Below are 25,075 nucleotides of genomic sequence, written 5' to 3'. Positions count from 1 at the left end.
AATCGTCCGGCTGTTCGAGTGGGCTGCCCATCACGACTAATTTGTCGTCAGTCCTCGGAACTGCCCAGTCGGTGAAGCAGCGCTGTCAGCGTGGTGATGTCGTCCGTATCCCATTTCGCGAGTCGAGCGCGCCAGCGATCTATCTGGTGATTGCGGATGGTCGTGAGCTTCGTTCGCGCCTCAGGGGTCAGAGCTACCAACTTGGCGCGAGCGTCGTCGGGATCGGGGATTCGTTCCACCAGGCCGAGTCGAGCTGCGGCGTCGATTTGCCTGGTCAAGGTGGACTTCTCGATATCGAGGGTGCAGATCAGGTCGGACATCCGCACCGCATCCGAACGGTTCAGGATGACCAGAACCGGGTAGAGCGCCGGATCGAGTTTGGGATGAATTGCGCGCGCATAGGTGCGCGCCTGGGCGCGTCCTCGTTGCCACATGTCGGCAAGTTCCATCTCCAGGCCCGTGATCGGATCTGAAACCACTGTCGTTTCCCCTTTGGTGCGATTCGTTCGGTGTTCATCAAACCAGAAGGGGGGCCGAAGTGATTTGGGTGAAGTCACGCTGAGCGAAAGGTACGTTCGGCGTACTGAAGGCGCCGGGCGTACCTTTCGCTCGCAAAAGTGCGTGGGTCAAGCCACCGCATACGCCCGCACGCACGTGTTCAGGTCGCGGGTGAGATCGGCCGCGGTACTGGTCGGAGAACCGAATTTCACGACGGACCCGTCGCTCCCGTGGAACAACAGCGTCGGAAACGAAGTGGCGCCGAGCCTGCGTGCTCGGACGAAATCAGCGCGGGCGGCATCCTTCGAGGCGTCGGTGAACAGGGAAGACACCGCGGCAGATGGGTCGAGTTCGAGGGATTCCGCGATGGATCGGTACGTCTCGGTATCGGAAAGGCTGCGCCCGTCTCGGTAGAACGCGATCTGCATGGCCTCCGCGATGTCGAGGGCGCGTGTCGGATCTTGCGCGCGCAGTGCGGCGAGTCCGATCGCTGCATCCGTCGAATCCATGACGAACCGCCCATCAGTCACCAGTTGTGAATATCCGTCACCGAAGACAGCGCCGGTCTGGGCGGCGATGGTGGCGTTGGCTGATTTCAGGTACGGAGCCGAAGACATGGGCGCGACGCGCTCACCGGTGAACAGTCCGCCGCTGACCACGGACAAGTCGATGGAATCGGCATTTTGACGGACGAACTCCGTCAACGCAGGGCCGAAGCCGAAACACCACCCGCAATAGGCGTCGAAGACGTAGGTGAGTTGCGTCTTGCCTGCTGTTTCCGAGCGTGATGTCTGCACTGGAAGATTCCTATCCGAGCGTGAACTGATTGATACCCTGACGATATGTCGCATTCGGGTATTCGGTCACGGTGAAGATGAGTCCCGAACTAGTGAAAAACAGACAAGTACCCGTCCGGGACGTCGGGTACGCATCGTCGGTGGCTGACGCGACCGAGATCGAAGTACTCAGCCTGGACACCATTCGCATCAACGGGGGAAGCGCAGAGTTCGTCGGCCCCCAACGTCCGCAATTTCACTTGCTCGCGTTGGTGACCGAGGGCTCGGCGCTACACACCATCGACTTCGTGAACTACGCGGTGAGCCCGGGGACCGTGTTCTGGGTCAGACCGGGGCAGGTGCAACAGTGGGGGCGAATCCAGGACTTCGAGGCGACGGTTGTTCTGTTCACGCCCTCGTCGCTCGATGCCGTCAGCCAGCAGTTGTTGGACGGGAACGCTCGCAGTCGGCAGGCAGCGTGGCAGTTGTCCGGCGAGAACCTCGAGACCATCAGCACGGGTATGAAACACCTGAACCTGAACTACGGCTGCCCGGATACTTCCGCGCCGGTCGTTCGCGCGGCCATTCTGCGGCACACGCTGACAGCAATTCTGTTGAAACTGACCCATCTCGGTGGACAGGAACAGAGTTCCGTGCTGGCGCACAATGACGTGTTCGAAAGGTTTCATGCCGTTGTCGAACGTGACTTCGCCACGGTCCGTTCGGTTTCGGAGTACGCCAACAAGATCGGGTACTCCGAGAAGACTGTGCTGCGGGCCACCCGAGCCGCTGCCGGGATGACGGCAAAGCAGTACATCGATCAGCGTGTGGTTCTCGAAGCGAAACGTCTGCTGTCTTTCGGCACGGACACGGTCACCCAGGTGGCGTCGAAGTTGGGGTTCGACGATTCTGCGAACTTCACGAAGTTCTTCGCCACCCGGGTGGGTGTTTCTCCGCTGACCTTCCGTCAGGACGTCAGAGCGCGCTGAATGCCGCCCATCGCGCGTCGGCGCTGTCGAGGGTTCCGATACTGTTCTGCCCCTTGCCATGTGCGATGCCGTCCAGATCCTGGATGATCCAGTAGATGGCAAAAGGATGGCTGCCGAACCAGAGATCACCGCTGACGTCCAGAGCGTGCGCCGGATCGGGTGTCAGGTTGTCGAACAGTGGAGTGTTTCGCACGATGGATGCGTCGTACTGCTGCCCGGAAAGTACGGCGACGGTCTGCGCCGCATGCTCGGGTAGGAGTTCCGGCGAGACGGGGGAAATCGTGCCGGTGTCTTGATTGTTGGTCGCGTTGACTTCCGATGCCGGCCTGGTGAATCCGGCCTCGGTGACCAGTGTGGAGATGGGAGTGGTCGGTGGCACGGTGAACAGGTTTCCGCTGTAGCCGAGAAGGATCGCAAGGCTCTGGCCGGCAGCCGCGGACTTGACGCCTTCGAGGCCGGATTCCAGCTTTCCGATCATGGCGGTAGCTTCGCTGCCTCGATCGAGCTGTGCCCCAGCTTGTTCGAGCACATCACGCCACGGCGCCGAGTACGGGAGGACCAAGGTTGGCGCCACGGAATTGATCTGCGCGAACAGGCTCGGTAGTGGACCGGCATTGCTCATCAAGATCTCGTCGGGTTCGACGGACGCGATCTCCTCGACGGCGGGGTTGGCGAAGAAGGTTGGTTTGTCGAGAACTTCGACGCCCTGCTCGCGCAGAATCGACTTGGCGACGTCCGATCGCAGGGTGCTGTAGACGACGGTGGGCTTCACGCCGAGTGCGAGTGCACTCAACCCCGCGTACTCGTCGAGCGCGAGAATGCGCTGCGGTGAGGCCGGAACTTCGACGGTGCCGAGTTCGTGGGTGACGGAGCGAGTTGCAGAGGCGGTGTCGGACTCGGCGGAGCTGCTGCACGCGCTTGCGCCGGCGACGGTCAGGAGAAGCGCCGAGACGATGCCGAATGCGGTTCGGGTGGTGAACATCTGAGGTCAACGATCCATTCGTGGGAAGAAGAAGGACAGGAGGGTACCGGCCAGCAGTAGGCCGGAGCAGACGAAGAGGGCTTGGGAGTATCCGGAAACCAGTGCTTCGGTCGGCGCGCTGTCCGAACGTGCCGTCGAGGAAGCGGCGACGCTCACGAGAACGGCTAGTCCGAGTGAACCGCCGATCTGACGCGATGTACTCAGTAGCCCGGATGCCATGCCGACTTCTTCGGGGGGAGCGTCGGCGGTGGCGACGTTACTGAGCGGCATGAACGACAGACCGATGCCGATGCTCGCCAGAAGCGAAGGCACCAGGATGACGGCCCAGAAGGGACTGTCGAGGTTCATGGTCGAAAACATGAAAGTTCCGATTGCGGCGACTGCTGTCCCGACTACGAGCAGCGGTCGAACTCCGTAGCGCGGAAGGAGTTTGGTGGACGCGAGGATGCCGATCACCAGGCCGAAGCAGAAGGGTAGGAAAGCCAGACCGGTGGTGGTCGGTGAATAGCCCAGCCCGCGTTGCAGGAAGAGTGAGACGAAGAAGAACGCGCTGAACTGTGCCGCGCACACCAGGCACATGATGGCGTTGGCCAGTCCGATTCGGGGTCGAAGCAGGGTGGACAGTCGTACCAGTGGTGTGGCGCAGCGGCTTTCGACCACAACGAAAGCAGTGAGCAGCGCGATCGTGAGCGCGAATCCACCCAGCACGTAACCCGAAGTCCAGGAATGTGATTCCGTGGCGATCACTGTGCCGACAAGGGCGGTGATTCCGGCCGTCGCCAAGATGGCTCCGGGGAGATCGAGGGAGCCGCCTCTGGCGGCTTGGCCGGCCGGCAGGCCACGGGCACCGGCAACTGCGGCGATCAGGGCCACTGGTGCGCCGGCGAACATCACCCATCGCCAACTGAGCCCTTCGGTCAAAATGCCGCTCAGGACGACACCGAGTGCGCCGCCCAGTGCTGACGACATTGCGCCGATGCCGAATGCCTTGGCCCTGGCGCGTCCGGTGGGAAAGGCCTGACTGAGTGCGGCGAGCCCGGCCGGCGCGATCAGTGCAGCGCCGACGCCTTGAAGCGCCCGAGCTCCGACAAGCATTTCGGCGGACACGGAGAAGGTGCCGACGATGCTGACGAGGGCGAACAGCAGAAGCCCGGAAACCAGAACTCGACGAGTGCCCATCACGTCGCACAGACGACCGCCGAGAAGCAGCAGTCCGCCGAAGGCGAGGGCGTACGCGTTGACGACCCAGGACAACCCGGCGTCGGAAAAGTTCAGCGATTCCTGAATGTCGGGCAGTGCGACGTTGATGACCGACATGTCGAAGGCCACCAGGAACTGCGCTGCCGCGGCGGCTGTGAGGACCAGAGCCGGTGCGGCTACCGCTCGAGTTGTTGTTGTCATTGCAGGTACCTAATTTGTATACGCGTTCTCATAAGTAGTTAGGTTTACCTTGCTGGCGACTGAGATGCAAGGGGTTCCCCGGGCGAGAGCGTCGTAGCAGGGGCGCGCACAATCGACGGATGGCCGAAAAGATGGAACCGAGATCACCGCGGCTCGGACGTCCCCCGACGATCACGTCGGAGCAGATAGTCGACGAGGCGAAACGGCAGCTACAGACCGGCGGCGCCGACGCGTTGAGCATGCGAGCGTTGGCGAAGTCGCTCGGCACCACGCCGATGGCGCTGTACCGGCACGTGGGCGACAAGGAACAGCTGATCAGCGCGGTGCTCGATGTGTACTCACAAGATCTCGGCGCGCTGGTCCTGCCGCAGGATCAGGTCGAACGGCTTCGCACGATCTTCACCGCGATCTTCGAAAAGCTGGCGTCGGAGCGCTGGATCATTGAGTTGCTTCAGCGCGGTGGCCGTGGTGGGAGCGGCGCTGTGGTCTTGGTCGATCGGGCGATGGCTGCGTGTGTCGAACTCGGTACGTCACCTCGTCGCGCACTGTTGGTCTATCGAGCGCTGTGGAACTACACACTCGGCGCATTGCTCAACATCTACGACACCACTACGCGACCGGAAGGCAGCGTGTCACCTCTCGCGGTCAAGATCCGAGAAATCGGGCCCGAGAAACTGCCGGTGCTCAGTGAGGTGCTCGAGGACTGGCCTGGAGGGACGACGACTGAGAGCTACTTGGAAGGACTGGAAGTCTTGATCAGCGGATATATGAACTCCGACTGAGTGTGTTCACAGCAGCCCGTGCCGCGGTGGGATTGTCCCGGACAGTGTCCACCGGCCGATGTGCTGGACCTTCCACCTCGTCGGATCGTGCAGGGTGTGCGTGCGCGCGTCACGCCAGAACCGCGAGAGGTTCGCCGATTCGCCTGCGCTTCTGGTGCCACCGATCTCGAACAGCGTGCTCGTGGCCGCCAATGACGCCCTGGCGCCGACCACTTTGGCAGTTGCAGCGTCGATGGATGCTCGGGCCGTGGAGTCCTCGGTGGGATCACGACGCGCCACGTCGATCGATCGCGCTGCTTCCGCCAAGAGGGATCTGGCAGCGCGAACCTCGATTGCCGCTTCGCCGGCGAGTTGAACGAGCAGTGGATCCTCCACCGCTGTATCGACTTTCGCCTCGAAGAAGGGACGCGCCTTTGCCGCGAGTTTCACGGATTCACGCAGTGCAGCCGACGCGATGCCGGTGTCGATCGCGGCGTGCAGGATCTGGGCCTGTGCTCCGAAGGTGGTCGGGTGAGTGAAGAGCGACGTGAAGGGTACGACATTGAACTGCGGTACCGAAACGGATTCCAGGGTCACGGTTCCGCTTGCAGTTGTCTTCTGTCCCATGCCGTCCCAGTCGTCGACGATCGACAGTCCGGGAGTATTCCGGGGTAGGTAGACCGCGGACTTCACCTGTGCGCCGGTCTCGGTGAATTGATCCGCATTGGCGGCACGCACCACGATCCAATCTGCGAAAAGCGCTCCGGTGCAATAGAATTTTCGACCTTCGAGCACAAAGTCTTCCCCGTCGGGGGTGAGAGTGGTGCCGTCGATGTCGATGGTCTGGTTGCCGCGCTCGCTCTGGGCGTTGGCGAACTGCTTGCCCGACAATGCTTCGGCGTAGAAGAACTGCTTCTGCTCGTTAGACCCCTGGTACCGGAGCGCTTCCAGGAAAGTGAAGTGGCTGTGCGGAATCTGCGCGATGCTGGGATCGCCCTCGGCGAGTAGGCGGAAGACCTCGGCCAACGTCTCGGTGCTTGCGTCGATGCCACCGAACTCCTTCGGCACCGAGAGTCCGAGCAAGCCGGACCGCGCCAGGGTGCGAACCTCGTCGTGGGGAAGGAGGCGCTGCGCATCGCGGACTCCGGCACCTGCCGCGAACTCGTCGGACAGCTGTGACGCCACCGAGAGCGCCTCGTCCTCGCTGGTGATGCGGTGCGCGATCTCCTGAATGTCCACAGCAGTCATGCTGCCACCGTTTCACAGTCGCAGCACCCACCCAACACTTACAACCTGTGTGATCGCTACCCTGGAAACCACTGGGAACTGCATGTTTGCTGGGTTTCATGTCTACTGAACGTATCGCCGACGAGATCAAGTTCGCCTACTGGGTGCCCAATGTCAGTGGTGGTCTGGTCACCTCCGACATCGAGCAGCGGACCAGCTGGGACTACGAGTACAACAAGAAGCTGGCACAGACCGCCGAGAACAACGGCTTCGAGTACGCCCTGAGCCAGGTACGTTACGAGGCGAGCTACGGGGCCGAATTCCAGCACGAATCCACGAGCTTCAGCCTTGCGCTTCTCCTGGCCACCGAGAAGCTCAAGGTGATCGCCGCGGTGCATCCGGGACTCTGGCAGCCGGCCGTGTTGGCGAAACTGGGCGCTACCGCCGATCACTTGTCGAACGGTCGATTTGCCGTCAACGTCGTCAGTGGTTGGTTCAAGGACGAGTTCACACATCTAGGCGAGCCGTGGCTCGAGCACGACGAGCGTTATCGGCGTAGCGCCGAGTTCCTTCAGGTTCTTCGGAAGATCTGGACGGAGGACGACGTCGATTTCCGCGGCGACTTCTACCGCATCCACGACTTCGCGTTGAAGCCGAAGCCTCTCAACACTCCGGAGCGCCCCAATCCCGAACTGTTCCAAGGTGGTAACTCGGCGGCAGCCCGTGAGAACGCGGGCCGGTATTCGGATTGGTACTTCAGTAACGGCAAGGACTACGACGGCGTCACCGAACAGTTGGTCGACGTTCGCCGTGTTGCTCGTGAGAACGATCGGGAGGTCAAGTTCGGGCTCAACGGATTCATCATCGCCCGCGACACCGAGGCGGAAGCAAAGGACACACTGCGCGAGATCATCGCCAAGGCCAACCGCCCTGCGGTCGAGGGATTCAAGAATGCAGTCCAACAGGCCGGCGCATCGACCGCGTCCAAGGACGGGATGTGGGCGGATTCGACGTTCGAGGACTTGGTTCAGTACAACGACGGTTTCCGCTCACAACTGATCGGCACGCCGGAACAAATCGCGCATCGGATCGTCGAATATCGCCGTCGCGGTGTCGATCTGATTCTCGGCGGATTCCTGCATTTCCAGGAGGAGATCGAATACTTCGGGGCCAAGGTGCTTCCGCTGGTTCGTGAACTCGAAGCAGCCGACAGCGACGAGCAGGTGCTCGTCACCGCCGGCTGATCGCCTGATCTCTCAGGACTTCGCGTGGCGTTTCGCCAGCATCCAACGTGAGATCTTCATGTCCCTGGCTTTTCGCTCGATGGTCAGCAGGTCCAGTGGAGCGCTGAACTTCTGAACGGCCAGTGATTTCACACTGCTGAACTCACGCAGCCCATCGGCTCCGTGGATACGGCCGAATCCGGAATCGCCGACCCCGCCGAACGGCAGGGCGGCGATTCCGGCGAAACCGAGAACCGAATTAACCGTGACGACACCGCATTCGAGCTTTTCGGCAATCGCTCGGCCCTTCGACGAACTCTTGGTGAACACCGAGGCGCCCAAGCCGTACTTCGACGCATTGGCGCGTTCGATCCCCTCGTTCATGTCGGAGACCTTGTTCACCACGACGCTCGGCCCGAACGTCTCCTCGGTGATCGCCGTGGAATCCTCCGGAACATCCGTCAGGATGATCGGATCGATGAACGGACCGTTGAACGAATCAAGTCCGCCGAGTACAGCTTTCGCGCCGCGACTGAGAGCGTCTTCGATCTGGCCCCGGACTATCCCAGTCTGCTTTCCCAGCGTCATCGGCCCGTAGGTCGAGCTGTCGGTGGCGCCGGCGTGGGCGTCTCGTAGCGCGGCGGTGAGCTTGGACAGGAAGGCGTCGTACACGGGCGCTGCGACGTAGATTCGTTCGACGCCGGCACAGGTTTGTCCGCCGTTGCCCACTGCCCCGAATGCCGCGAAGCTCACGGCCGCATCGAGGTTGGCATCGGAGTCCACCAGCATGGCGTCCTTGCCACCGCATTCGGCGACCAGGGGAGTGAGGGTGTCCGCGCAGGCGGCCATTACGCGCTTTGCGGTAGCGGTCGAACCGGTGAATGCGATCTTGTCGACGCCGGACGAACACAGAAGTGCTCCGGTTTTGCCGTCGCCGGTAATGGTCTGCAGGACAGGGTGTCCGGGTGTCGCGATGTCCCACAGCCGGGCCAATTCGACGCCGACGCCTGGTGAGAGTTCGCTCGGTTTGAACACGACGGCGTTACCGGCGGCCAGTGCGTAGCCGATCGACCCCATCGGTGTGTACAGCGGATAGTTCCAGGGGCCGATCACGCCGACGACGCCCATCGGCCGGTAGCCAACGGATGCAGACTGGTTGGCGCTGATCAGTCCTGCACCGACGCGTCTGCGGCGTAACACTTTCTGTGCGTTGCGTGCCGCCCAGTCGAGATGTTCGACGGCCAGCATGACTTCGAGTAGTGCGTCGTCGCTGGGTTTTCCGGTCTCGGCGGAAATGATCGCCGCCATCGATTCGGCGTGAGTGGCGATCGCGGCGCGGAAATTGCCGAGCACCTTCCGGCGGCCTTGGAATCCGAGTTGATCCCACCACTTCGACGCCGTGCGTGCTGCGGCGACCGCTTTCTCGATCTCCTGCTGGTCTGCAATGGGGTGCTGCGCGACCACGGAATCATTGCGAGGGTCGAGGCTCGCGAAAGTGTGATCGTCCGATCTCGGATCTGTCGACGTGGACGTGCTCTGGCGGCCGAGCTGTTCTGTCATGTTCTTCAGATCCTCCACATGTCGGTGCATCACATATATGTGATGTGATTTACTGTGCTGGTAGTCACAGTATGCGTCGGACCGAGCTCCGACAAGCCTCCAGCCTCATCTCACTCGGGAGTTTTCGATGTACATGGATTTCACGCAGGAGCAGTCTGATTTCGCCAAGTCGGTAGCGTCGTTCTGCAAGAAGGAAAGTGGTACCCGTGAGCAGCGAGACCTGCTGACCGATCATGGCGCCCATAACCACAACCAGGCGTTCTACGAGAAGATGGCGGAATTGGGATGGCTCGGGCTGACTGTCCCGGAGGAATACGGCGGATCCGCCGGAAGCACGGTCGACCTGTGCATCTTTCTGGAGGAAGCCGCCAAGGGCATGGCGCCGATCGGTGGACTCGGCCCGACCGTCATCACCGGGGCTGCATACGAGAAGTTCGGCAGTCCGGCCCAGAAGGAGGCAGTGCTCGGCGGGATCGTCCGTGGCGCGTCTCAGTCGATCTCGATGTCCGAACCCGAAGCGGGCTCCGACGTGGGAAATCTGAGTTGCCGCGCCGAGAAGGTCGACGGTGGGTGGCTGATCAACGGCCAGAAGACGTGGTGTTCCAACGCGCACTTCGCCGAGAACGTCCTTCTGGTGGCTCGCACATCCCGAGGTGAAGGCAAGCATGAGGGCCTGACGATGTTCCATGTCCCGGCCGACATCTCCGGATTGAAGATCAGTGGAATCGACACCATGGGCGGCAAGGAGGTCAACGATCTCTACTTCACCGACACATTTCTGCCCGAGGACGCGGTGGTTGGGGAAGTAGGCAACGGCTGGCGTCAACTCATGGCCGGACTCAACATAGAACGCCTCATCCTCGCGGCGATGATGCTCGGGACCGCGCAGCGCGCTTTCGACGACACCCTCGAATTCGTAACCACGCGTAAGCAGTTCGGCCGTCCGGTCGGATCGTTTCAGGCGCTTCGCCATCGGATCGCGGATCTCGCCACGGAGATCGAATGCGGCCGTCTGCTGGTCTACAGCGTGGCCAGGATGGTCGACGCCAACCCGACCAAGATGTTCCCGCGGGAAGCGTCGATGGCCAAGCTCAAGCTGACCGAGACCGCCAAGAAGGTCGCGCTCGAGGGGATGCAGATGATGGGTGGGTACGGTTACGCGACTGAGTTCGACATGGAGCACCATGTGCGAAAGACTCTTGTGTCCTCCATTTATGGTGGTACCAACGAGATTCAGCGAGACATCATCGGCAAAACGTACGGACTGTGAGGATCGGTTGTGGCAACGTCTGCACGCACTCGGAGAGCGACATCTGAGCTGAGGAGACGGCCACAGTTGTCGGAGGACGTGGCCAACCACGTTCGCAACCTGATCATGTCCGGCTCGGTCCGTCCGGGCGAGTTCGTCAGGCTGGACGAAACCGCGGCCGACCTCGGGGTCAGCGTCACGCCGGTGCGAGAAGCCCTCGTCGCATTACGCGGCGAGGGGATGGTCGAGTTGGTTCCGCATCGCGGCTATCTCGTCTCGCCCCTCAGTCGCCAGGACATCGAAGACATCTTCTGGTTGCAGGGGCAGATCGCGGTCAAGCTGGCGTTGCGGGCGATGGACAACATCACCGCTGATCAACTCGCGGAACTCGCGGAACTCAATGCCGATTTGCGAGCGGCGGTCGACGCTTCGGATGCAGCTGCGATCGAGCAGTGCGAATTCGAGTTCCATCGCCTGATCAATCGCGCTGCGGGTGGTGCGAAGTTGGCATGGTTCCTGTTCGGCGCGATTCGGTACACCCCTGCTCGTCTCTACGCGACGGATCCAGGCTGGGGTGAGCTTGCGGTATCGAGCCACGATGCTTTGATCGCGGCGTTCGAGAAGCACGATCGAGAACAGGTGGACGCGCAGATGAGTCTGCAGTTCTCCGACGGCGCTGCTCGACTTCTCGCTCACCTCGACAACATCGGGATCTGGGACTGAATGCAGGGGCTCAAGACGGCGGCAGGGCGGGTGCGAGCAGGATCGCCGCACATTCGGCGACCAGTTCTTCTTCCGTCACGTCGATGTACCCGTCGAGCCATGCACTGAGGGTCTGCGCCAGGCCGCCGACCAGGAACGTGGCCGTCAGGGTCAGATGACCGCTGTCGTTCAATCGGTAGAAGGTCTTCGCGTTGGCGGCCAGGAGACCGATGAATATCGTCGTCGACGCTTGGCGCTTCTCGGCCAGGACAGGGCTCGTCAGGGCGCTGGAGAACAGTAGACGTCCGCGACGGGGATCGTTCGCGATAGTGCGGACGATATTCGCGATTCCAGCGAGCGCCTTGCCGCGTTCGGTCTCGGCGGCGTCCACTGCAGCCTGGGTTGAAACGGCGATGTCCGTGATGACGGTGTCGTAGACGGCCGACATCAGAGCATCACGATCGGTGAAGCTCTCGTAGAAGTACCGCGCCGCGACACCGGCCTTCTTGCACACTCCGCGGACCGTCAGTTCGGGCTCGGCGGAGCCCATGAGTTCCAGACCGGCCTCGATCAGCGCACCCCGTCGTTGGGCTACGCGGAGCGCGCCGTCGACGCCACCGTACGAACGCGGTTGGTCATTCATGAAGACCATCTTTGCATCCCGAGATTGCTTGACATCTCGGCATTTCAGCGTTTCACTCATCTGAGAACATGCGTTCGCAGATATGACTTCGAAGGGGTTCTGCCATGACGGTGAGTAGGGATTCGACGGGCGGGCGCGAGGAAGCGGTGGCAGGCGGCCTCGGAGCGGTCGGCGTCCAGGCGGTCGACATCGACGCCGAGGTTGAAAAGGCGATGTCCGGGCTCGGACTGTTGGCAGCCGGCGCCAACGTCATCATGCAGTTGGCGCGCCCGGCGGTGGGTTACGGCGTGTATGAGAGCAAGGTCGAGACGGGTCGGTTGGATCGGCATCCGGTGAAGCGAACCCGGACGACGCTGACGTATCTCGCCGTCGCAAGCCTGGCGACGGACGAAGAAAAGAAGCTGTACCGACGCGCAGTCAACGGCTCTCACAAGCACGTTCGCTCCGATGAGAACAGCGCGGTCGAATACAACGCGTTCGATCCCGAACTGCAGTTGTGGGTAGCCGCCTGCCTGTACCGAGGCTTCGAGGACGTCTACAAAATCTTGTACGGGGATCTCGATCCGGTCACCCGGGATGCGTTCTATCAGCGCAGCGCCACGTTCGGTACAACCCTTCAGATGCGACGCGACATGTGGCCGGCGGACCGGGATGCGTTCGAGGTCTACTGGAACGAGAACCTCGACAAGGTGGCGATCGACGAGACGATTCGTGAGCATCTCTACGGGATCGCGTCGGCGACCTTCACACCGAAGTTGTTGCATCCCGTGGTCGGTCCGCTCAACCGATTTGTCACCACCGGGTTCCTGCCCCAAGCCTTTCGTGACGAAATGCGGCTCCCGTGGTCAGTGCGTCAGCAGCGTAACTTCGACCGATCCATGCGCGTCGCCGCGCTGGTCAATCGGTTCAGTCCGAAGATTCTGCGGATGTTTCCCTACAACTTCTATCTCTGGGATCTGCGTCGGCGCATCGCCAAGGGAATCCCGTTGGTCTGAGCCGACTCTGGCACTTGAAGTGATTGACACCACAGGTGAATCGGACACATACTCGACATAGTTGAAGTTGACGTCAAGTTTCATCATTCCTGTGGAGGCTGTCAGTGGCGAACACCGAAGGCGTATGTGACCAGCGATTCTCTGGCTTGAAGGAGGCGCTGGCACGCAATCTCGATTCCGGCGAGGACGTCGGGGCAGCGATCGCACTGACGATCGACGGCGAATCCGTCGTCGACATGTGGGGCGGTTGGGTCGACGTCGAGCACACTGCTCCTTGGTCTCGCGACACCGTTACCAATGTCTGGTCCTGCAGCAAGACCGTGACCGCACTGGCCGCGCTCATGCTCGTCGACCGCGGGTTGCTTGATCTCGACGCCCCGGTCGCGCAGTACTGGCCGGAATTCGCAGCAGCGGGCAAGGACCGAATTCGGGTCCGGCAACTGTTGTCGCACACCTCGGGTGTGTCGGGGTGGGATCAACCGTTCACCCTCGAGAACATTTGCGACGACGAATATGCCACCGCCCGGTTGGCGACACAGGCTCCGTGGTGGGAACCGGGTACGGCATCCGGATACCACGCCCTCAACTACGGCCACCTGATCGGCGAGGTCGTCAGGCGCATCGACGGACGAACCCTCGGCCGCTTCATCGACGAGGAAATCGCCGGCCCACTCGATGCTGATTTCCGCCTGGGCTTGCCGAAGTCGGAATACGGGCGAGTCTCGAATGTGATTGCGCCACCGCCGTTGCCGATCGACATCGCGGCACTCGGGATGGACAACATCATGGTGAAGACATTCACCGCGCCGCCCGCTGACGCTACAGGTTCGTGGACCGACGGGTGGCGCGCCGCCGAGATCGGTGCGGCCAACGGTCATTCGAATGCGAGGGCACTCGCAAGGATCCAATCGGTGATCGCGTGCGGTGGCAAGGTCGGTGACGTTCGCTTGCTGTCGGAGGAAACGATCGACAAGATCTTCGAGGAGCAGTCGTACGGGGTCGACCTCGTCCTCGGCGTGCCGGTCCGCTTCGGCGTCGGATTCGGATTGCCGACGCCCGAGTCCGTCCCGTTCATTCCGGAGGGGCGAATCTGCTTCTGGGGAGGTTGGGGTGGCTCGCAGATCATCATCGACACCGAGAAGCGCATGACGTTCTCGTACGTGATGAACAAGATGGGGCCGGGTCTGCTCGGTTCCGAGAGATCGGCGCAGTACGTATCGGCGGCCTACGACGCTTTGAGTTGATCGACCGATTCAAATCCGGCAGAACGGTTTTTGTCTGTCGCCGCTGACTATGCTGCCGGATATGCCAGTGTGCTCCGGGGGGAAATCAGCGAGTCCGTTTCGTCGAAGTACGCCCAAAAGTTGCGGAGCTGCATCGGCTGATCGGCGATGAACGGTTTGGTCGACGTCGTCATGCGCTGGTGGCAGTTGCCGGACCAGTTCCACAGTTTCAGCAGGTACCTCGAGGACCGCGGGTTCTTGACTTCCTGCCGGGCGCTGGTCGGCGGAACAGCATTCTGGATGGGGCTGGTGTTGCTGTCGGCGCGATTCAGTGACGTCGGTCCGCAAGGTACGTTCTGGCGAGCGGTCAATCTGGCGGTCATCGCGCTGTGCCTCGGCGCGGCCCTGATCTGGTGGCTGTTTCCGCCTACGCCGCTGTGGTCGTACACCTTTGTCGTGGGTTCCGACGTCGCGATTGCGGCGGCGGCCGAAACCGACTCGGAACCGCTGGGACGACTCATCGCGTGCGTCGTTTTCGCGTCGATCGGCGGCTACATCGCGTTCTTCCACAATCCGAAACTCCAAGTCGGTCACTTGGTCTTCGCCTCGACCGTCACGGTGCTTTCGGGGTGGACTTTGTTGTTCGGGCCAGCAGCGGACGTCGGCTTGGGACTGGCGAAGATCTCGGTTGTGCTGGCTACGATCATCGTGATTCCTGTTGTGTCACAGATTGTTCTGGCGGTCCTGGGTTCGGATGCCACTACCTCCGACATCGACCCGTTGACCGGACTGCTCAACCGTCGCGGATTGGAGCGTCGGGTGAATGACTTGATGGGCGCTCCGGTCACCGAAGCGGATGCACTGCTCGTAGTGGTGATCGACCTCGATCGCTTCAAGACGATCAACGACGTTCACGGCCATGACGTAGGAGACAGCACGATCATGCGAACTGCACTGCGCATCCGTTTGTGGACAACCCAGTCCGCCTTGACTGCTCGTATGGGCGGTGACGAGTTCGTCGTGGTCGAACGGGTACCGGTCAGCGTGATCTCCAGGCTGGAAGGACAGATCCGCTCCGCGATGGACGGAGCGAACGATGACCCTCCGACGAGCGCGAGCATCGGAATGGCGGTCCGCACCGCGCCCCGGAATCCGGGTGAGTCCGTCGACGCTGCTTTTGCCGAACTCTTCCGCGTCGCGGACTCGGTGATGTACGAAGCGAAGCGCGAAGGTGGCAACCAGGTGCGGGCGAGCTTGGTCTGATGTGAGAGCTCAGTCGGCGAAGCTCAGACCACGTTCGGCGAGTGCTTCGCGCAGAATCCTCAAGGCCTTCGGTCCCATCCCGTGCAAAGCGCCGAGTTCCTTCTCGGACACGGACGTCAGCTGCGCGAGATGGGTGTAACCCGCTGCGATCAGCGCGCGCTGTGCGGGAGCTCCCGTCTTCGGGAAGTCGGTTTCCACTGTGCCCGGATCCGGTTCTGTCACTGGCCAACTCCTCCGTGTGGGTTTCTCACAGTTTAGCGAGCGTCGTGAACGATTTCGGGGCTGCCGATTTTGTCGGGCGTTCGCGGAAGTGCGCGAGCTGCCACGGCAATGCCGATGATCGAGACAGCGGCGAAGGTGAAGAGAAGCAATTGCGCAGAACGAAGCGTCGACGGTTCGCCGATGTTGACCAGCACTCCGGCCAGGGCTGCACCGAAAGCATTGGCGATCAGCTGAACGGTGTTGATGGCAGCCGAGGCACGCGCACCTTCTCCGGGATCGGTGACCGAGGTCATCGCCCCGACTGCAAGATGAGGCCAGGCGATGCCGATTCCGACGCCGGCGAACAGCAGTCCGATCACCCACGCGACCACCGCACCGGCACCGGCGTGTTCGGTGAGAAATGCTGCCATGATGCCCAACCCGATCGCGACGAGGATCGGACCGCTGACAACGATTCGTCGCACGATACGAGGGGTCGTGGCCGAGGCGCTCGGGATTTCGCCGAGAGTCCAGCCGAGAGCGAGTGCGGCCCCGAGGAATCCGGCCGCGAGAGGCGCCAGGCCGGCAAGTCGTTGCCCGAAGAGTGGAATGAACGTCTCGACGGTCGACGCGACGGCGAGGACGACGATGGTCAGGTACACCCATTTGAGAGATGACGCGTTGAACGTCGACGGCGGTAGTGCGCCGTGGCGCGAGCGACGGTCAGCGGCGACAAAAGCGATCAGTAGCAGCACAGCGGCGAGAACCATTGCGGCGGTCACGGCGAGGTTGGACAGAATTCCGGCAACGCTGACCAGCAAAGCTGCCGCAGTCAGCAATGCCAGCGAGAGGACCGGCACCGGGCTACTGGTGGTGCTGCCCGGTTCATGTGCCGGTAGCGCGCTGGGGACGAGAGCGGCGACTGCGATCGTCGCGATGACCAGGACGCCGAAAGCCCATCGCCAGGCTCCGAACTGAGCAAAGACACCGCCGATTGCAGGGCCGGCGAAGGTGCCGACTCCCCACATCGCCGAAACCAGCGCGGCCCCGCGAGTCCACAGATGTCTGGGGAGCGCGGCATTGATGACGGCGTAACCGAGACCGGCCAGCAGGCCACCGCCCGAACCCTGGATCGTGCGGCCGACCAACAGCAATTCCATCGTCGGGCTGACCGCACAGACAACGGTGCCGAGCGCGAAGATCGCGAGGCCGATCAGGTAGGCCCCGCGCGGTCCCCTGGCGGCGAGGACGTTGGTGACCAACATCGAAGAGATGACGGAAGCAATGAGGAAGACCGTCGCGGTCCAGGCGTAGTACTGCTGACCGCCGATGTCGTCGATGGCAGTCGGAAGCAGGCTGGTCGTCAGGTAGACGTTGGTCGCGTACAGCGCAACGCCGCCTGCGAGGACGGTAGCGGTGCCGAGGTATCGACCGCTCAGGAGCTGCCGCCAGGTTCCGGTGGGAGCATCGGTGGGGGAGTGCATGTTGTCGAAGGTAGAATCTCGAGTGCGCTTCAGGTCAATGTCGCGCAGCCATTGGGAGGCAGAATGATCCGTAAGAGTGACGAACTTCTCTCGATCGGCGAGGTATCGGAGCGCACTGGCGTCGCCGTGTCGGCTGTGCGCTACTACGAAACACTCGGTCTGGTTCCTGCGGAGCGGACGGCAGGAAATATGAGGAAGTTCCCGCGGCACTCGATCCGGCGGGTGTCGCTGATCCAGTTGGCAGTCAGATTCGGGATACCCCTGGCCGAAGTTGCCGAAGTATTCGGATCGTTGCCGCAGGGGCGAACTCCGACGAAGAAGGACTGGCGCAAGATTTCCACGGAGTGGAATCAGCGCCTCGAGGATCGCAAGCAGGCCATCAACCGGATGCAGGACGAACTGACGGGCTGTATCGGCTGCGGGTGTCTGTCACTGAAAACATGCAACCTTCTCAACCCTGGAGACGAACTGGGCCGGGAGGGGCCCGGCGCCAGACGTCTCTGAAACTACTGTCGGTCACACTCTTTCGCGTGGCCGCGACTGAGCATTCCACCGACCACCACGACGCTCGATCTCGATGGGATGCGAGAAGCACTCGCTGATGTTCTGGGTGGTGATCACATCCTCGGCGAGGCCGCTGGCGGTCACGACGCCGTCCTTGATCAGAAGAGCATGTGTGGTGGTGCTGGGGATCTCCTCGATGTGGTGCGTCACGAGGATGCTGGCAAGTGACGGGTTCTGATTGCGGAGGTCGTCCAGTGCCGTCAAGAGTTGTTCGCGTGCAGCAAGATCGAGCCCGGTCGCCGGTTCGTCGAGCAGAAGCAGGCGCGGTTCGACCATGAGTGCGCGGGCGATCAGGGCTCGTCCCCGTTCGCCTTGGGACAAGTTGGGCCACAGTGCGTCCGAACGCGGACTCATTCCGAGTAGATCGATCAGTGCGTCGGTGTGAGCCTCTTGCTCCGGCGTCGGTGACCAGCGCGGCATCACCTCGGTGGTGTTGGTGAGGCCGGTGATCACGACGTTGCGGACGGTGATCGGAATTCCGATCGTGTGACGAGGGTTCACGTGCCCGATGTCCATCCGCAGTTCCCTCATGTCGACGCGGCCCAACTTGTGGCCGAGGACGTAAACGGAACCGCGAGTCGGGTGGGCGGTTGCTCCGAGCAGGCTCAGAAGCGTGCTCTTGCCCGCGCCGTTCGCGCCGAGGAGGACCCAGTGTTGTCCGGGTTCGATCGAAATGTTGATGTCTTTCAACAAGTATCGGCCGTCGCGGACGAGATCCACGTGTTCGGTCGACAGAACTGTGCCGGTGGGGTGTTGCACGAGAACTAACCTCTCTTAGGCGTCGAGCACACGCAGTCGTCGTAGGACGGTGTCGATGTTTGCTCGAGTTGCCGCTACCGCGGCTTCTGGGTCGGCGTCTTGAAGGGCCTCGACCAACTGATCATGGGCATGTGAGGTGTCGGGGACGCCGGCCTCGTGGGCCATCATCTCGACGAGGGATTCACGAAGGAGTGGACGCACCGACGTGAAAAGCGAGAGCAGAACTGCGTTTCCGGACAGCCGAACGACTTCGGTGTGGAAGTCGAGGTCGACGTCGACGAACTTCTCGACATCACCCTCGAAATGACTGTGTCGCATGGTCAGTCGCCGCCGCAGGCCGTCGAGGTCCTCGGGTTGTACCCGCTCCGCGGCCAGTCTGGCGGCCTCGATCTCGAGTGCGCGACGGACTTCGAAGACCTCGAGGATCCTCGAGCGTCGAAGAAGTTTGGTGAATTCGTCGACGTGCTCGAGTTCGGACGCGGCAGCCACGAAGGTTCCGACGCCGTGTCGGACTTCGAGTAGTCCGTCGCGAGCGAGGAGGCGGATTGCCTCGCGAATCGAGGAACGCCCGACGCCGAGTTCGACGGCGAGGGCCGCCTCGCTCGGTATGCGCTCGGACGGCGCCCACGTTCCATGCATGATTCGTCCGCGCAGCAACTGTTCGAGTTGCGGTACCAGCGGACCACTGCGAAGTGTGAATCCTGTGTGGTCGTCGGACACGGCTTGCCTCTCGGGTGGGTACCGAAAGAGTAACAACTCATCAGACGTCTGAGGACTCGGATGGCCGGTGTGTCGCCGTAGTGTTCACGCGGTCGAAGCGTGTCAGTTGCGGGTGACGCCGAGGAGCAGTGCGATCAGGTCGAGGGCCGTCTCGATCTCGGCCTTTTCTCGGCCGAGCAGGGGGGCGTAGAGGTGTACGTCGCAGATGCGAACGAGGGCTTCGCCCAGCACTTGCGGCGAGAGCGTGATCGTCAGCTGGCCGGCGTCGACCTGGGACTGCAAGATTTCGGCGGTAATGGAGGCGGAGATCGATTCGATGGAGCCGGGCATCATCGCGAGTTTGATGAACACCATCGGTTCGCGTTTGGTCAGCGCGCGCAGTTCTGTCGACGATTCCACCGATCGCATAACGCGGCCGAAGACGTCGAGAATGTACTCCGGACCTTGCCCCGACGCCTGTGACATCGCCTTTCGGTATGTCCGTTCGGTGGCCTCGGCCAGCACTGTTCCGAGCAGTTCGTCGCGGTTGCCGACCCAGCGGTACAGCGTCGCGCGGCCTACGCCGAGACGTTCGGCGAGCAGTGACATGTCGAGTGGTTCCTCCGCGAGGTACATGCTCGCGGCGGTGTCGATCGCGCGTCGGCGTTCGAGGTCGGTAGGCATCGGGACATTCTCTCCGGTTGTCCGGTACTGCACAATTTCGGCCGTTGAAAAATGGTGAGCCTCGGGGGATCGAGCCTATTGACGAACCTGGCCACGTGAGACACACTAGCTCATTGTCTCATGTTAGTGATGGCGATCACAGTCAGGGGTTCGATCGATGAGTTCAGTACAAACCGTTCGTGGGCCGGTGGATACAGCCGATCTGGGAAAGGTGTTGATGCACGAGCATGTCTTCGTTCTGGGTGAGGAGTTGCGCCAGAACTACCCCGACTACCCCGAACCCTGGGACGAGGAAGTGCGGGTAGCGGACGCAGTAGCAAAGCTGACCGAGGTGAAGTCCCGCGGAATCAGCACGATCGTCGATCCCACAGTGATCGGCCTCGGCCGGTACATTCCGCGAATCGTCCGGATCAACGAGCAGGTCGATCTCAACATCATCGTTGCTACCGGCATCTACACCTACAACGACATTCCCTTCCAATTCCATTACACCGGACCGGGATTGCTGTTCGACGGCCCCGAGCCGATGGTCGAACTGTTCGTCAAGGACATCAGGGAAGGAATCGCCGGAACCGGTGTCCGAGCCTCCTTCCTGAAGTGCGCCATCGAGGAGCCGGGCCTTACCCCCGGCGTCGAGCGGGTCATGCGCGCGGTCGGACAGTCGCAGGTGGAAACGGGAGTGCCGATCACCGTGCACACCAACCCGCACACTGAATCCGGGCTGGTCGCGCAGAAGGTTCTGGCCGAAGAGGGTGCGGATCTGACCAAGGTGGTCATCGGTCACTCCGGCGACACCACCGATCTCGATTACCTGTGTGCGCTGGCCGATGCCGGTTCGCTACTGGGGATGGACCGTTTTGGTCTCGAACCGTTCCTGTCGTTCGAGGATCGTGTCAACACCGTGGTGGAGATGGCCCGTCGCGGTTACGCGGAGAAGATGGTTCTGGCACATGACGCGTCGTGTTTCATCGACTACTTCCCCAGTGCTGCAAGAGAAGCGGCACTTCCGAACTGGAACTACACCCACATCAGTGATGATGTCATTCCGGCGCTGCTCGAACGTGGTGTCACCGAAGACCAGGTCAAGGCGATGCTGGTGGACAACCCACGTCGGTACTTCGAGAGCTGAGATATGACCAACGTGTACGAGAGCAAGCCCTGGCTCGCCAATTACGACGCCGACACTCCGCCGAACGTAGACATCGAGCACGTCGACGCCCTCGCGATGTTCCGTGCTTCGCTGGAGCGCGATCGCACTGCCCCGATCATCAGGTACTTCGACAGGACCGTCAGCTTTGCCGAGCTCGACGAGATGTCGGATGCGCTTGCCGTAGCCCTCGCCAAGGATGGAATCGGGTTCGCAGACAGAGTTTCCTTTGTCCTGCAGAATGTTCCGCAGTTCGTGATCGCGACAGTCGCGGTCTGGAAGCTCGGTGCCGTCGTCGTTCCGGTCAATCCGATGTACCGCGACCGTGAGCTGTCCACCGTACTGGCCGACAGCGGAGCGGCGGCAGTCATCTGTCTCGAGTCCTCGGCCGAGACCGTGGCGACTGCGTCCGAGGGCACCGCAGTGAGACGGGTGATCACCACGTCGGAACTGGATTTTCAGTCGCGCGACGATGAACGGATCTTCGGTTCGGCGTCCAGGATTCGGCACGATGGATTTCCGGATCTACTGGAATTGATCGAGGCTCATCGAGGGCAGAAGCCCGAGAAGGTCGATCTGTCCCCGGAAGACCTTGCCTACCTTCCCTATACGTCGGGGACAACCGGCCCGCCGAAGGGGTCGATGAACACGCACTCAAATGTCGTGTTCGCAGCGCAGATCTATCGGGACTGGCTGGGGTTGCGCCCCGGCGGCGCGATGTTCGCGGTGGCGCCACTGTTCCATATCACCGGGTTGATCGGGCACGTCGCGGCTCCACTCCTAGCCGGCGCGCCCACGATTCTGACCTGCCGATTCCATCCCATCGTTGCAGCGGAGTCAATTTCGGAGCATCGGGCTACCGCGATCATCGGAGCGATCACGGTATTCATCGCGTGGACGGACAGCGCCGCAGTCTCGAAGGAATCTTTGAGCTCTCTCGAGTCGGTGTATTCAGGTGGCGCGCCGATCCCGCACGCGGCGTTGGAAGCGTTCCGGGCGAAGTTCGGTCACTACACTCACAACGGCTACGGGCTGACCGAGACGAACAGCCCGGCAATCGTGGTGCCGAATTCGCGTGAAGCGCCGGTAGATCCGGCGTCGGGGGCCGTTGCTGTCGGCGTACCGGTATCGAATACGTACGCCGAGGTGGTGGACGAGAACGACAAGCCGGTACAGGTCGGGGAGTACGGCGAAATCGTGGTCTCCGGTCCCCAGGTTGCACTCGGATACTGGAACAAGCCGGACGAGACCGCACATGCCATGCCGGACGGGCGTTTTCACACCGGCGACATCGGATTCATGGACGGCGACGGTTGGTTTTACATCGTCGACCGGATGAAGGATCAGATAAATGCGTCGGGCTTCAAAGTGTGGCCACGCGAAGTGGAAGATGTTCTCTACGAACACCCCGCCGTACGAGAGGCTGCTGTCGTCGGTGTCATGGATCCGTATCGCGGCGAAACCGTGAAGGCCTTCGTGTCCTTCAAGGACGGTGCCGAGGCGACCACCGAGGATCTGGTCGAGTTCTGCAAGGAAAGGCTTGCAGCATACAAGTATCCACGCATCGTCGAGGTCATGAATGACCTCCCGAAAACAGTGAGCGGCAAGATTCTTCGTCGTGAACTGCGGGTACCGAACTAGATCTGCCTGACAAACGAATTGCCGGCCGCCGACAAGGTGAGCCGGCCATTCGTCGTGGTGGCTGACGAGCATCGGTAGGGGATTTAGTCCCCTATGCGGCAATGCATTTCAGTGATTGACATCACTCTTTTTGTATCGCAGACTGATCGCAACGCCACAGAGTTGAAGTTGGTGTCAGTTTCTACTTCTGGCCCGGTTCCGCTTCTCAACTCCCGGCGCGACGAGCGTCCGACCCATCGAGGAGTAACCCATGACGAGATCGGCAGTGGATTCGAGCACGCAGGCAGGGGGCCTGTCCGATCAGGAACGGAAGAAGAAGAAGGCGCACCGCAAACTTCTCGGCGCGGGACTGCTCGGCAGTTCCATCGAGTGGTACGACTTCTTCTTGTACGGAACGGCTGCGGCACTGGTCTTTCCGCATGTGTTCTTCCCCGATTCATCCGCACTGATGGGCACATTGCTCTCGTTCAGTACGTTCTGGGCCGGCTTCGTTGCCCGCCCCATCGGCGGTTTGGTCGCCGGACACTTCGGCGACAAGTATGGGCGTAAGCCCGCTGTCGTCACCTGCCTGTTGCTGATGGCTGTCGCGACGTTCCTGATCGGCGCGATCCCGAGTGCTTCGGCAATCGGCGTCGTCGCTCCGATTCTTCTGGTGACACTGCGATTCATCCAAGGTCTCGCCTGCGGTGGCCAGTGGGGCGGAATCGTCCTTCTCCTCACCGAATCCGCGAGTCCCAAGAAGCGCGGATTCTCAGGCACTTTCGGTCAGATGGGTGTCTCGTTCGGTGTAGTGCTGGGCAACCTGGTCTTCCTCGTCGCGACCGCGACCATTTCCAATGATGCATTCCTGAGCTGGGGTTGGCGAGTTCCGTTCTTCGCCAGCGCGCTGCTCTTCCCTGTGGTTCTGTACATCCAGACGAAGGTCGAGGACACGCCGGAATTCCTCGAGTTGCAGGAAGACGCCAAGAAGAACCAAAAGGACGTCGTCGTTCAGGCTCCACTGGCGCAGGCGCTCAAGGATCACTGGCGCAAGATTCTGCTCGGTTGCGGACTTCTGGCCGCCACCAATGCACTGTTCTACATCAGCATCGCCGGCGTGCTCAGCTACGGCACAACCGAACTGGGGTTGAAGCGGAACTCACTGCTCATCATCTCGCTCCTGAGCGCGTTGCTGACAGTCGGCGTGGTGCTGTGGTCCGGGAAGATGTCCGACAAGATCGGTCGTCGTCCGATGATCCTGATCGGCGCCGCGGCGATCGTGGTCTGGGCATTCCCGTACTTCTGGTTGATCAACACCAAGTCCCTGCCGCTGTTCTTCATCGCGGTGACGGTTGGCAGCGTGTTCCAGTCGATGACCTACGGGCCGATCGCGGCATACATGGGTGAGCTGTTCGCACCCAACGTGCGCTACTCGGCAGCATCGTTGGCCTACCAGTTGGCTGCGATCACGGTCAGCGGTGGCACTCCGTTCATCATGACAGCACTTATCGCGAAGACCGGAACCACGACATGGGTTGCCGTGTTCGTAGCCCTCATGGGCTTGGTGACCTTCTTCAGTGCCTGGGTGCTGAAAGAGACCAACCCGAAGGAAGTTCGGGACGATCCGAACGCAATTCCGGGCGCGCACCTGTACGCCAAGTAACTCTTTCGGTTTCGAGCAGACGCCCGCTATCGGTCACCGGTAGCGGGCGTCTGACGTATAACTGGAGCATGGCTGCAGCACGCACAGGCTCCGAAGATGCTTTGTCGACAGTGTCACGGGAACTCCCCTCCACTCAGCGTGGTTTGCGTACGCGGCGAGCGTTGATCGATGCGGCCCGCACCGTTTTCGAACGGTCCGGCTATCTGGACTCGCGGCTGATCGACATCACTGTGGAGGCGCAGTGCTCGGCCGGTACCTTCTACACCTACTTCGCGAGCAAAGAAGAGATCTTCGCGGCAGTGATGGAGTTGGCACGCGAAGACATGATGCATCCGGGTATGCCGCACACTCCGAAAGGCGCGGATCCTGCTGAGGTCATCGCGGCGAGTAACCGCGCGTACCTCGAGGCGTACCGACGGAACGCGAAGCTGATGGGACTGCTCGAGCAGGTAGCAAGCATCGATCCGGAGTTCCGGGTTCTCCGCCTCGAGCGTGCTGACGCGTTTGTTCGACGCAACGCGCGCAGTATCGAGAAGCTGCAGAAGGCCGGACTGGCGGACGCGAATCTGGATCCGCTACTGACGTCTCGGGCACTCTCCGGGATGATCAGTCGACTTGCGTTCGGGTACTTCGTATCCCGCGGCGGCGAGGACGGCGCCGCCGGAGTGACCTTCGACGGTCTGCTCGATACCGTCAACCGGTTGTGGATCAACACTTTGCAATTCTCGCTACGCCGAAATTGATGTTGACGCCGGGTTCACG

At 61.6% G+C, this 25,075-nt stretch carries 25 protein-coding genes; 13 read left to right on the top strand and 12 right to left on the bottom strand.

Annotation, left to right across the window (positions count from 1 at the left end; translation table 11 throughout):
* Positions 1–47 precede the first annotated feature (47 nt).
* Both RA302_RS26875 and RA302_RS26870 read right to left on the bottom strand, forming a co-directional pair.
* Positions 48–479: a MarR family transcriptional regulator gene (locus RA302_RS26875; protein WP_003942924.1), complete on the bottom strand. Its 432-nt coding sequence runs from the start codon at positions 477–479 to the stop codon at positions 48–50.
* A gap of 147 nt (positions 480–626) precedes the next feature.
* Complete coding sequence (locus RA302_RS26870) at positions 627–1,295, bottom strand: DsbA family protein (RefSeq protein ID WP_030536058.1); 669 nt, start codon at positions 1,293–1,295, stop codon at positions 627–629.
* Positions 1,296–1,435: 140 nt separating this feature from the next.
* Between RA302_RS26870 and RA302_RS26865 the strand changes: the two genes are divergently transcribed.
* Positions 1,436–2,263 carry an AraC family transcriptional regulator gene (locus RA302_RS26865; RefSeq protein WP_030536057.1) on the top strand — a complete coding sequence of 276 codons (828 nt, stop codon included), beginning with the start codon at positions 1,436–1,438 and terminating at the stop codon, positions 2,261–2,263.
* Here RA302_RS26865 and RA302_RS26860 read toward each other — a convergent pair.
* Positions 2,250–3,245 carry an ABC transporter substrate-binding protein gene (locus tag RA302_RS26860; protein WP_003943156.1) on the bottom strand — a complete coding sequence of 332 codons (996 nt, stop codon included), beginning with the start codon at positions 3,243–3,245 and terminating at the stop codon, positions 2,250–2,252. The two genes, RA302_RS26865 and RA302_RS26860, sit on opposite strands and share 14 nt — an antisense overlap.
* A 6-nt stretch (positions 3,246–3,251) precedes the next feature.
* Complete coding sequence (locus tag RA302_RS26855; protein ID WP_003942889.1) at positions 3,252–4,646, bottom strand: MFS transporter; 1,395 nt, start codon at positions 4,644–4,646, stop codon at positions 3,252–3,254.
* A gap of 119 nt (positions 4,647–4,765) precedes the next feature.
* Here RA302_RS26855 and RA302_RS26850 point away from each other — a divergent pair, with 119 nt between their 5' ends.
* Positions 4,766–5,428, top strand: coding sequence for a TetR/AcrR family transcriptional regulator (locus tag RA302_RS26850; RefSeq protein WP_030536056.1), 663 nt, complete (start codon positions 4,766–4,768; stop codon positions 5,426–5,428).
* Positions 5,429–5,434: 6 nt separating this feature from the next.
* Here the strand turns inward: RA302_RS26850 and RA302_RS26845 are convergent, their stop codons facing one another.
* Complete coding sequence (locus RA302_RS26845) at positions 5,435–6,655, bottom strand: SfnB family sulfur acquisition oxidoreductase (RefSeq protein ID WP_030536055.1); 1,221 nt, start codon at positions 6,653–6,655, stop codon at positions 5,435–5,437.
* 98 nt (positions 6,656–6,753) lie between these two features.
* Between RA302_RS26845 and sfnG the strand changes: the two genes are divergently transcribed.
* Entirely contained in the window at positions 6,754–7,878 is a 1,125-nt protein-coding gene (gene sfnG / locus RA302_RS26840) for a dimethylsulfone monooxygenase SfnG (protein WP_030536054.1), read from the top strand.
* 12 nt (positions 7,879–7,890) lie between these two features.
* Here sfnG and RA302_RS26835 read toward each other — a convergent pair whose 3' ends face one another.
* On the bottom strand, positions 7,891–9,417 hold the full coding sequence (locus tag RA302_RS26835; RefSeq protein ID WP_030536053.1) for an aldehyde dehydrogenase family protein: 1,527 nt from the start codon (positions 9,415–9,417) through the stop codon (positions 7,891–7,893).
* Between the two features lie 127 nt (positions 9,418–9,544).
* Here RA302_RS26835 and RA302_RS26830 point away from each other — a divergent pair, with 127 nt between their 5' ends.
* Complete coding sequence (locus tag RA302_RS26830; RefSeq protein WP_030536052.1) at positions 9,545–10,687, top strand: acyl-CoA dehydrogenase family protein; 1,143 nt, start codon at positions 9,545–9,547, stop codon at positions 10,685–10,687.
* A gap of 9 nt (positions 10,688–10,696) precedes the next feature.
* On the top strand, positions 10,697–11,389 hold the full coding sequence (locus RA302_RS26825; RefSeq protein ID WP_030536051.1) for a GntR family transcriptional regulator: 693 nt from the start codon (positions 10,697–10,699) through the stop codon (positions 11,387–11,389).
* A gap of 10 nt (positions 11,390–11,399) precedes the next feature.
* Here RA302_RS26825 and RA302_RS26820 read toward each other — a convergent pair whose 3' ends face one another.
* Positions 11,400–12,071: a TetR family transcriptional regulator gene (locus RA302_RS26820; RefSeq protein ID WP_080712722.1), complete on the bottom strand. Its 672-nt coding sequence runs from the start codon at positions 12,069–12,071 to the stop codon at positions 11,400–11,402.
* Positions 12,072–12,115: 44 nt separating this feature from the next.
* Here RA302_RS26820 and RA302_RS26815 point away from each other — a divergent pair, with 44 nt between their 5' ends.
* The 3 genes from RA302_RS26815 to RA302_RS26805 all read left to right on the top strand — a co-directional run bounded on the left by RA302_RS26815 (position 12,116) and on the right by RA302_RS26805 (position 15,492).
* On the top strand, positions 12,116–13,006 hold the full coding sequence (locus RA302_RS26815; RefSeq protein ID WP_230587520.1) for an oxygenase MpaB family protein: 891 nt from the start codon (positions 12,116–12,118) through the stop codon (positions 13,004–13,006).
* A gap of 104 nt (positions 13,007–13,110) precedes the next feature.
* Complete coding sequence (locus tag RA302_RS26810) at positions 13,111–14,250, top strand: EstA family serine hydrolase (RefSeq protein ID WP_030536048.1); 1,140 nt, start codon at positions 13,111–13,113, stop codon at positions 14,248–14,250.
* A 147-nt stretch (positions 14,251–14,397) separates the two neighbouring features.
* The gene (locus RA302_RS26805; protein ID WP_338478559.1) at positions 14,398–15,492 is read left to right on the top strand and encodes a GGDEF domain-containing protein; all 1,095 of its coding nucleotides are present in this window, start codon (positions 14,398–14,400) and stop codon (positions 15,490–15,492) included.
* A 9-nt stretch (positions 15,493–15,501) separates the two neighbouring features.
* Here RA302_RS26805 and RA302_RS26800 read toward each other — a convergent pair whose 3' ends face one another.
* Together RA302_RS26800 and RA302_RS26795 are read right to left on the bottom strand one after the other, a co-directional pair.
* Positions 15,502–15,714 carry a hypothetical protein gene (locus RA302_RS26800; RefSeq protein ID WP_007730800.1) on the bottom strand — a complete coding sequence of 71 codons (213 nt, stop codon included), beginning with the start codon at positions 15,712–15,714 and terminating at the stop codon, positions 15,502–15,504.
* A 32-nt stretch (positions 15,715–15,746) separates the two neighbouring features.
* Entirely contained in the window at positions 15,747–17,177 is a 1,431-nt protein-coding gene (locus RA302_RS26795; protein WP_030536046.1) for an MFS transporter, read from the bottom strand.
* 63 nt (positions 17,178–17,240) lie between these two features.
* On the opposite strand from RA302_RS26795, the gene soxR reads away from it, so the two are divergent.
* Positions 17,241–17,681, top strand: a complete 441-nt coding sequence (gene soxR / locus RA302_RS26790) for a redox-sensitive transcriptional activator SoxR (protein ID WP_003943238.1) — start codon at positions 17,241–17,243, stop codon at positions 17,679–17,681.
* A 12-nt stretch (positions 17,682–17,693) separates the two neighbouring features.
* On the opposite strand, the gene RA302_RS26785 is transcribed toward soxR, so the two are convergent.
* From RA302_RS26785 to RA302_RS26775, 3 genes are all read right to left on the bottom strand, one after another.
* Positions 17,694–18,500, bottom strand: a complete 807-nt coding sequence (locus tag RA302_RS26785) for an ATP-binding cassette domain-containing protein (RefSeq protein WP_030536045.1) — start codon at positions 18,498–18,500, stop codon at positions 17,694–17,696.
* Positions 18,501–18,515: 15 nt separating this feature from the next.
* Positions 18,516–19,220 (bottom strand): FadR/GntR family transcriptional regulator, encoded by a 705-nt coding sequence (locus RA302_RS26780; protein ID WP_003943086.1) that lies wholly within the window; start codon positions 19,218–19,220, stop codon positions 18,516–18,518.
* A gap of 102 nt (positions 19,221–19,322) precedes the next feature.
* A complete protein-coding gene (locus RA302_RS26775) occupies positions 19,323–19,883 on the bottom strand; it encodes a QsdR family transcriptional regulator (RefSeq protein ID WP_003943195.1) in 561 nt (186 codons plus the stop codon).
* A 157-nt stretch (positions 19,884–20,040) separates the two neighbouring features.
* Here RA302_RS26775 and RA302_RS26770 point away from each other — a divergent pair, with 157 nt between their 5' ends.
* The 4 genes from RA302_RS26770 (at position 20,041) to RA302_RS26755 (ending at position 25,056) form a co-directional block, all read left to right on the top strand.
* Entirely contained in the window at positions 20,041–21,012 is a 972-nt protein-coding gene (locus RA302_RS26770; protein WP_030536044.1) for a phosphotriesterase, read from the top strand.
* A 3-nt stretch (positions 21,013–21,015) separates the two neighbouring features.
* A complete protein-coding gene (locus RA302_RS26765; RefSeq protein ID WP_030536043.1) occupies positions 21,016–22,671 on the top strand; it encodes an AMP-binding protein in 1,656 nt (551 codons plus the stop codon).
* A 250-nt stretch (positions 22,672–22,921) separates the two neighbouring features.
* On the top strand, positions 22,922–24,313 hold the full coding sequence (locus RA302_RS26760) for an MFS transporter (RefSeq protein ID WP_030536042.1): 1,392 nt from the start codon (positions 22,922–22,924) through the stop codon (positions 24,311–24,313).
* Positions 24,314–24,381: 68 nt separating this feature from the next.
* Complete coding sequence (locus RA302_RS26755) at positions 24,382–25,056, top strand: TetR/AcrR family transcriptional regulator (protein WP_030536041.1); 675 nt, start codon at positions 24,382–24,384, stop codon at positions 25,054–25,056.
* Positions 25,057–25,075 lie beyond the last annotated feature (19 nt).

Source organism: Rhodococcus sp. DN22 (assembly GCF_036669995.1).
Taxonomy (GTDB): Bacteria; Actinomycetota; Actinomycetes; order Mycobacteriales; family Mycobacteriaceae; genus Rhodococcus_F; species Rhodococcus_F erythropolis.
The sequence above is the reverse complement of the archived record's forward strand: the minus strand, read 5'-3'. Positions and strand labels throughout refer to the sequence as shown.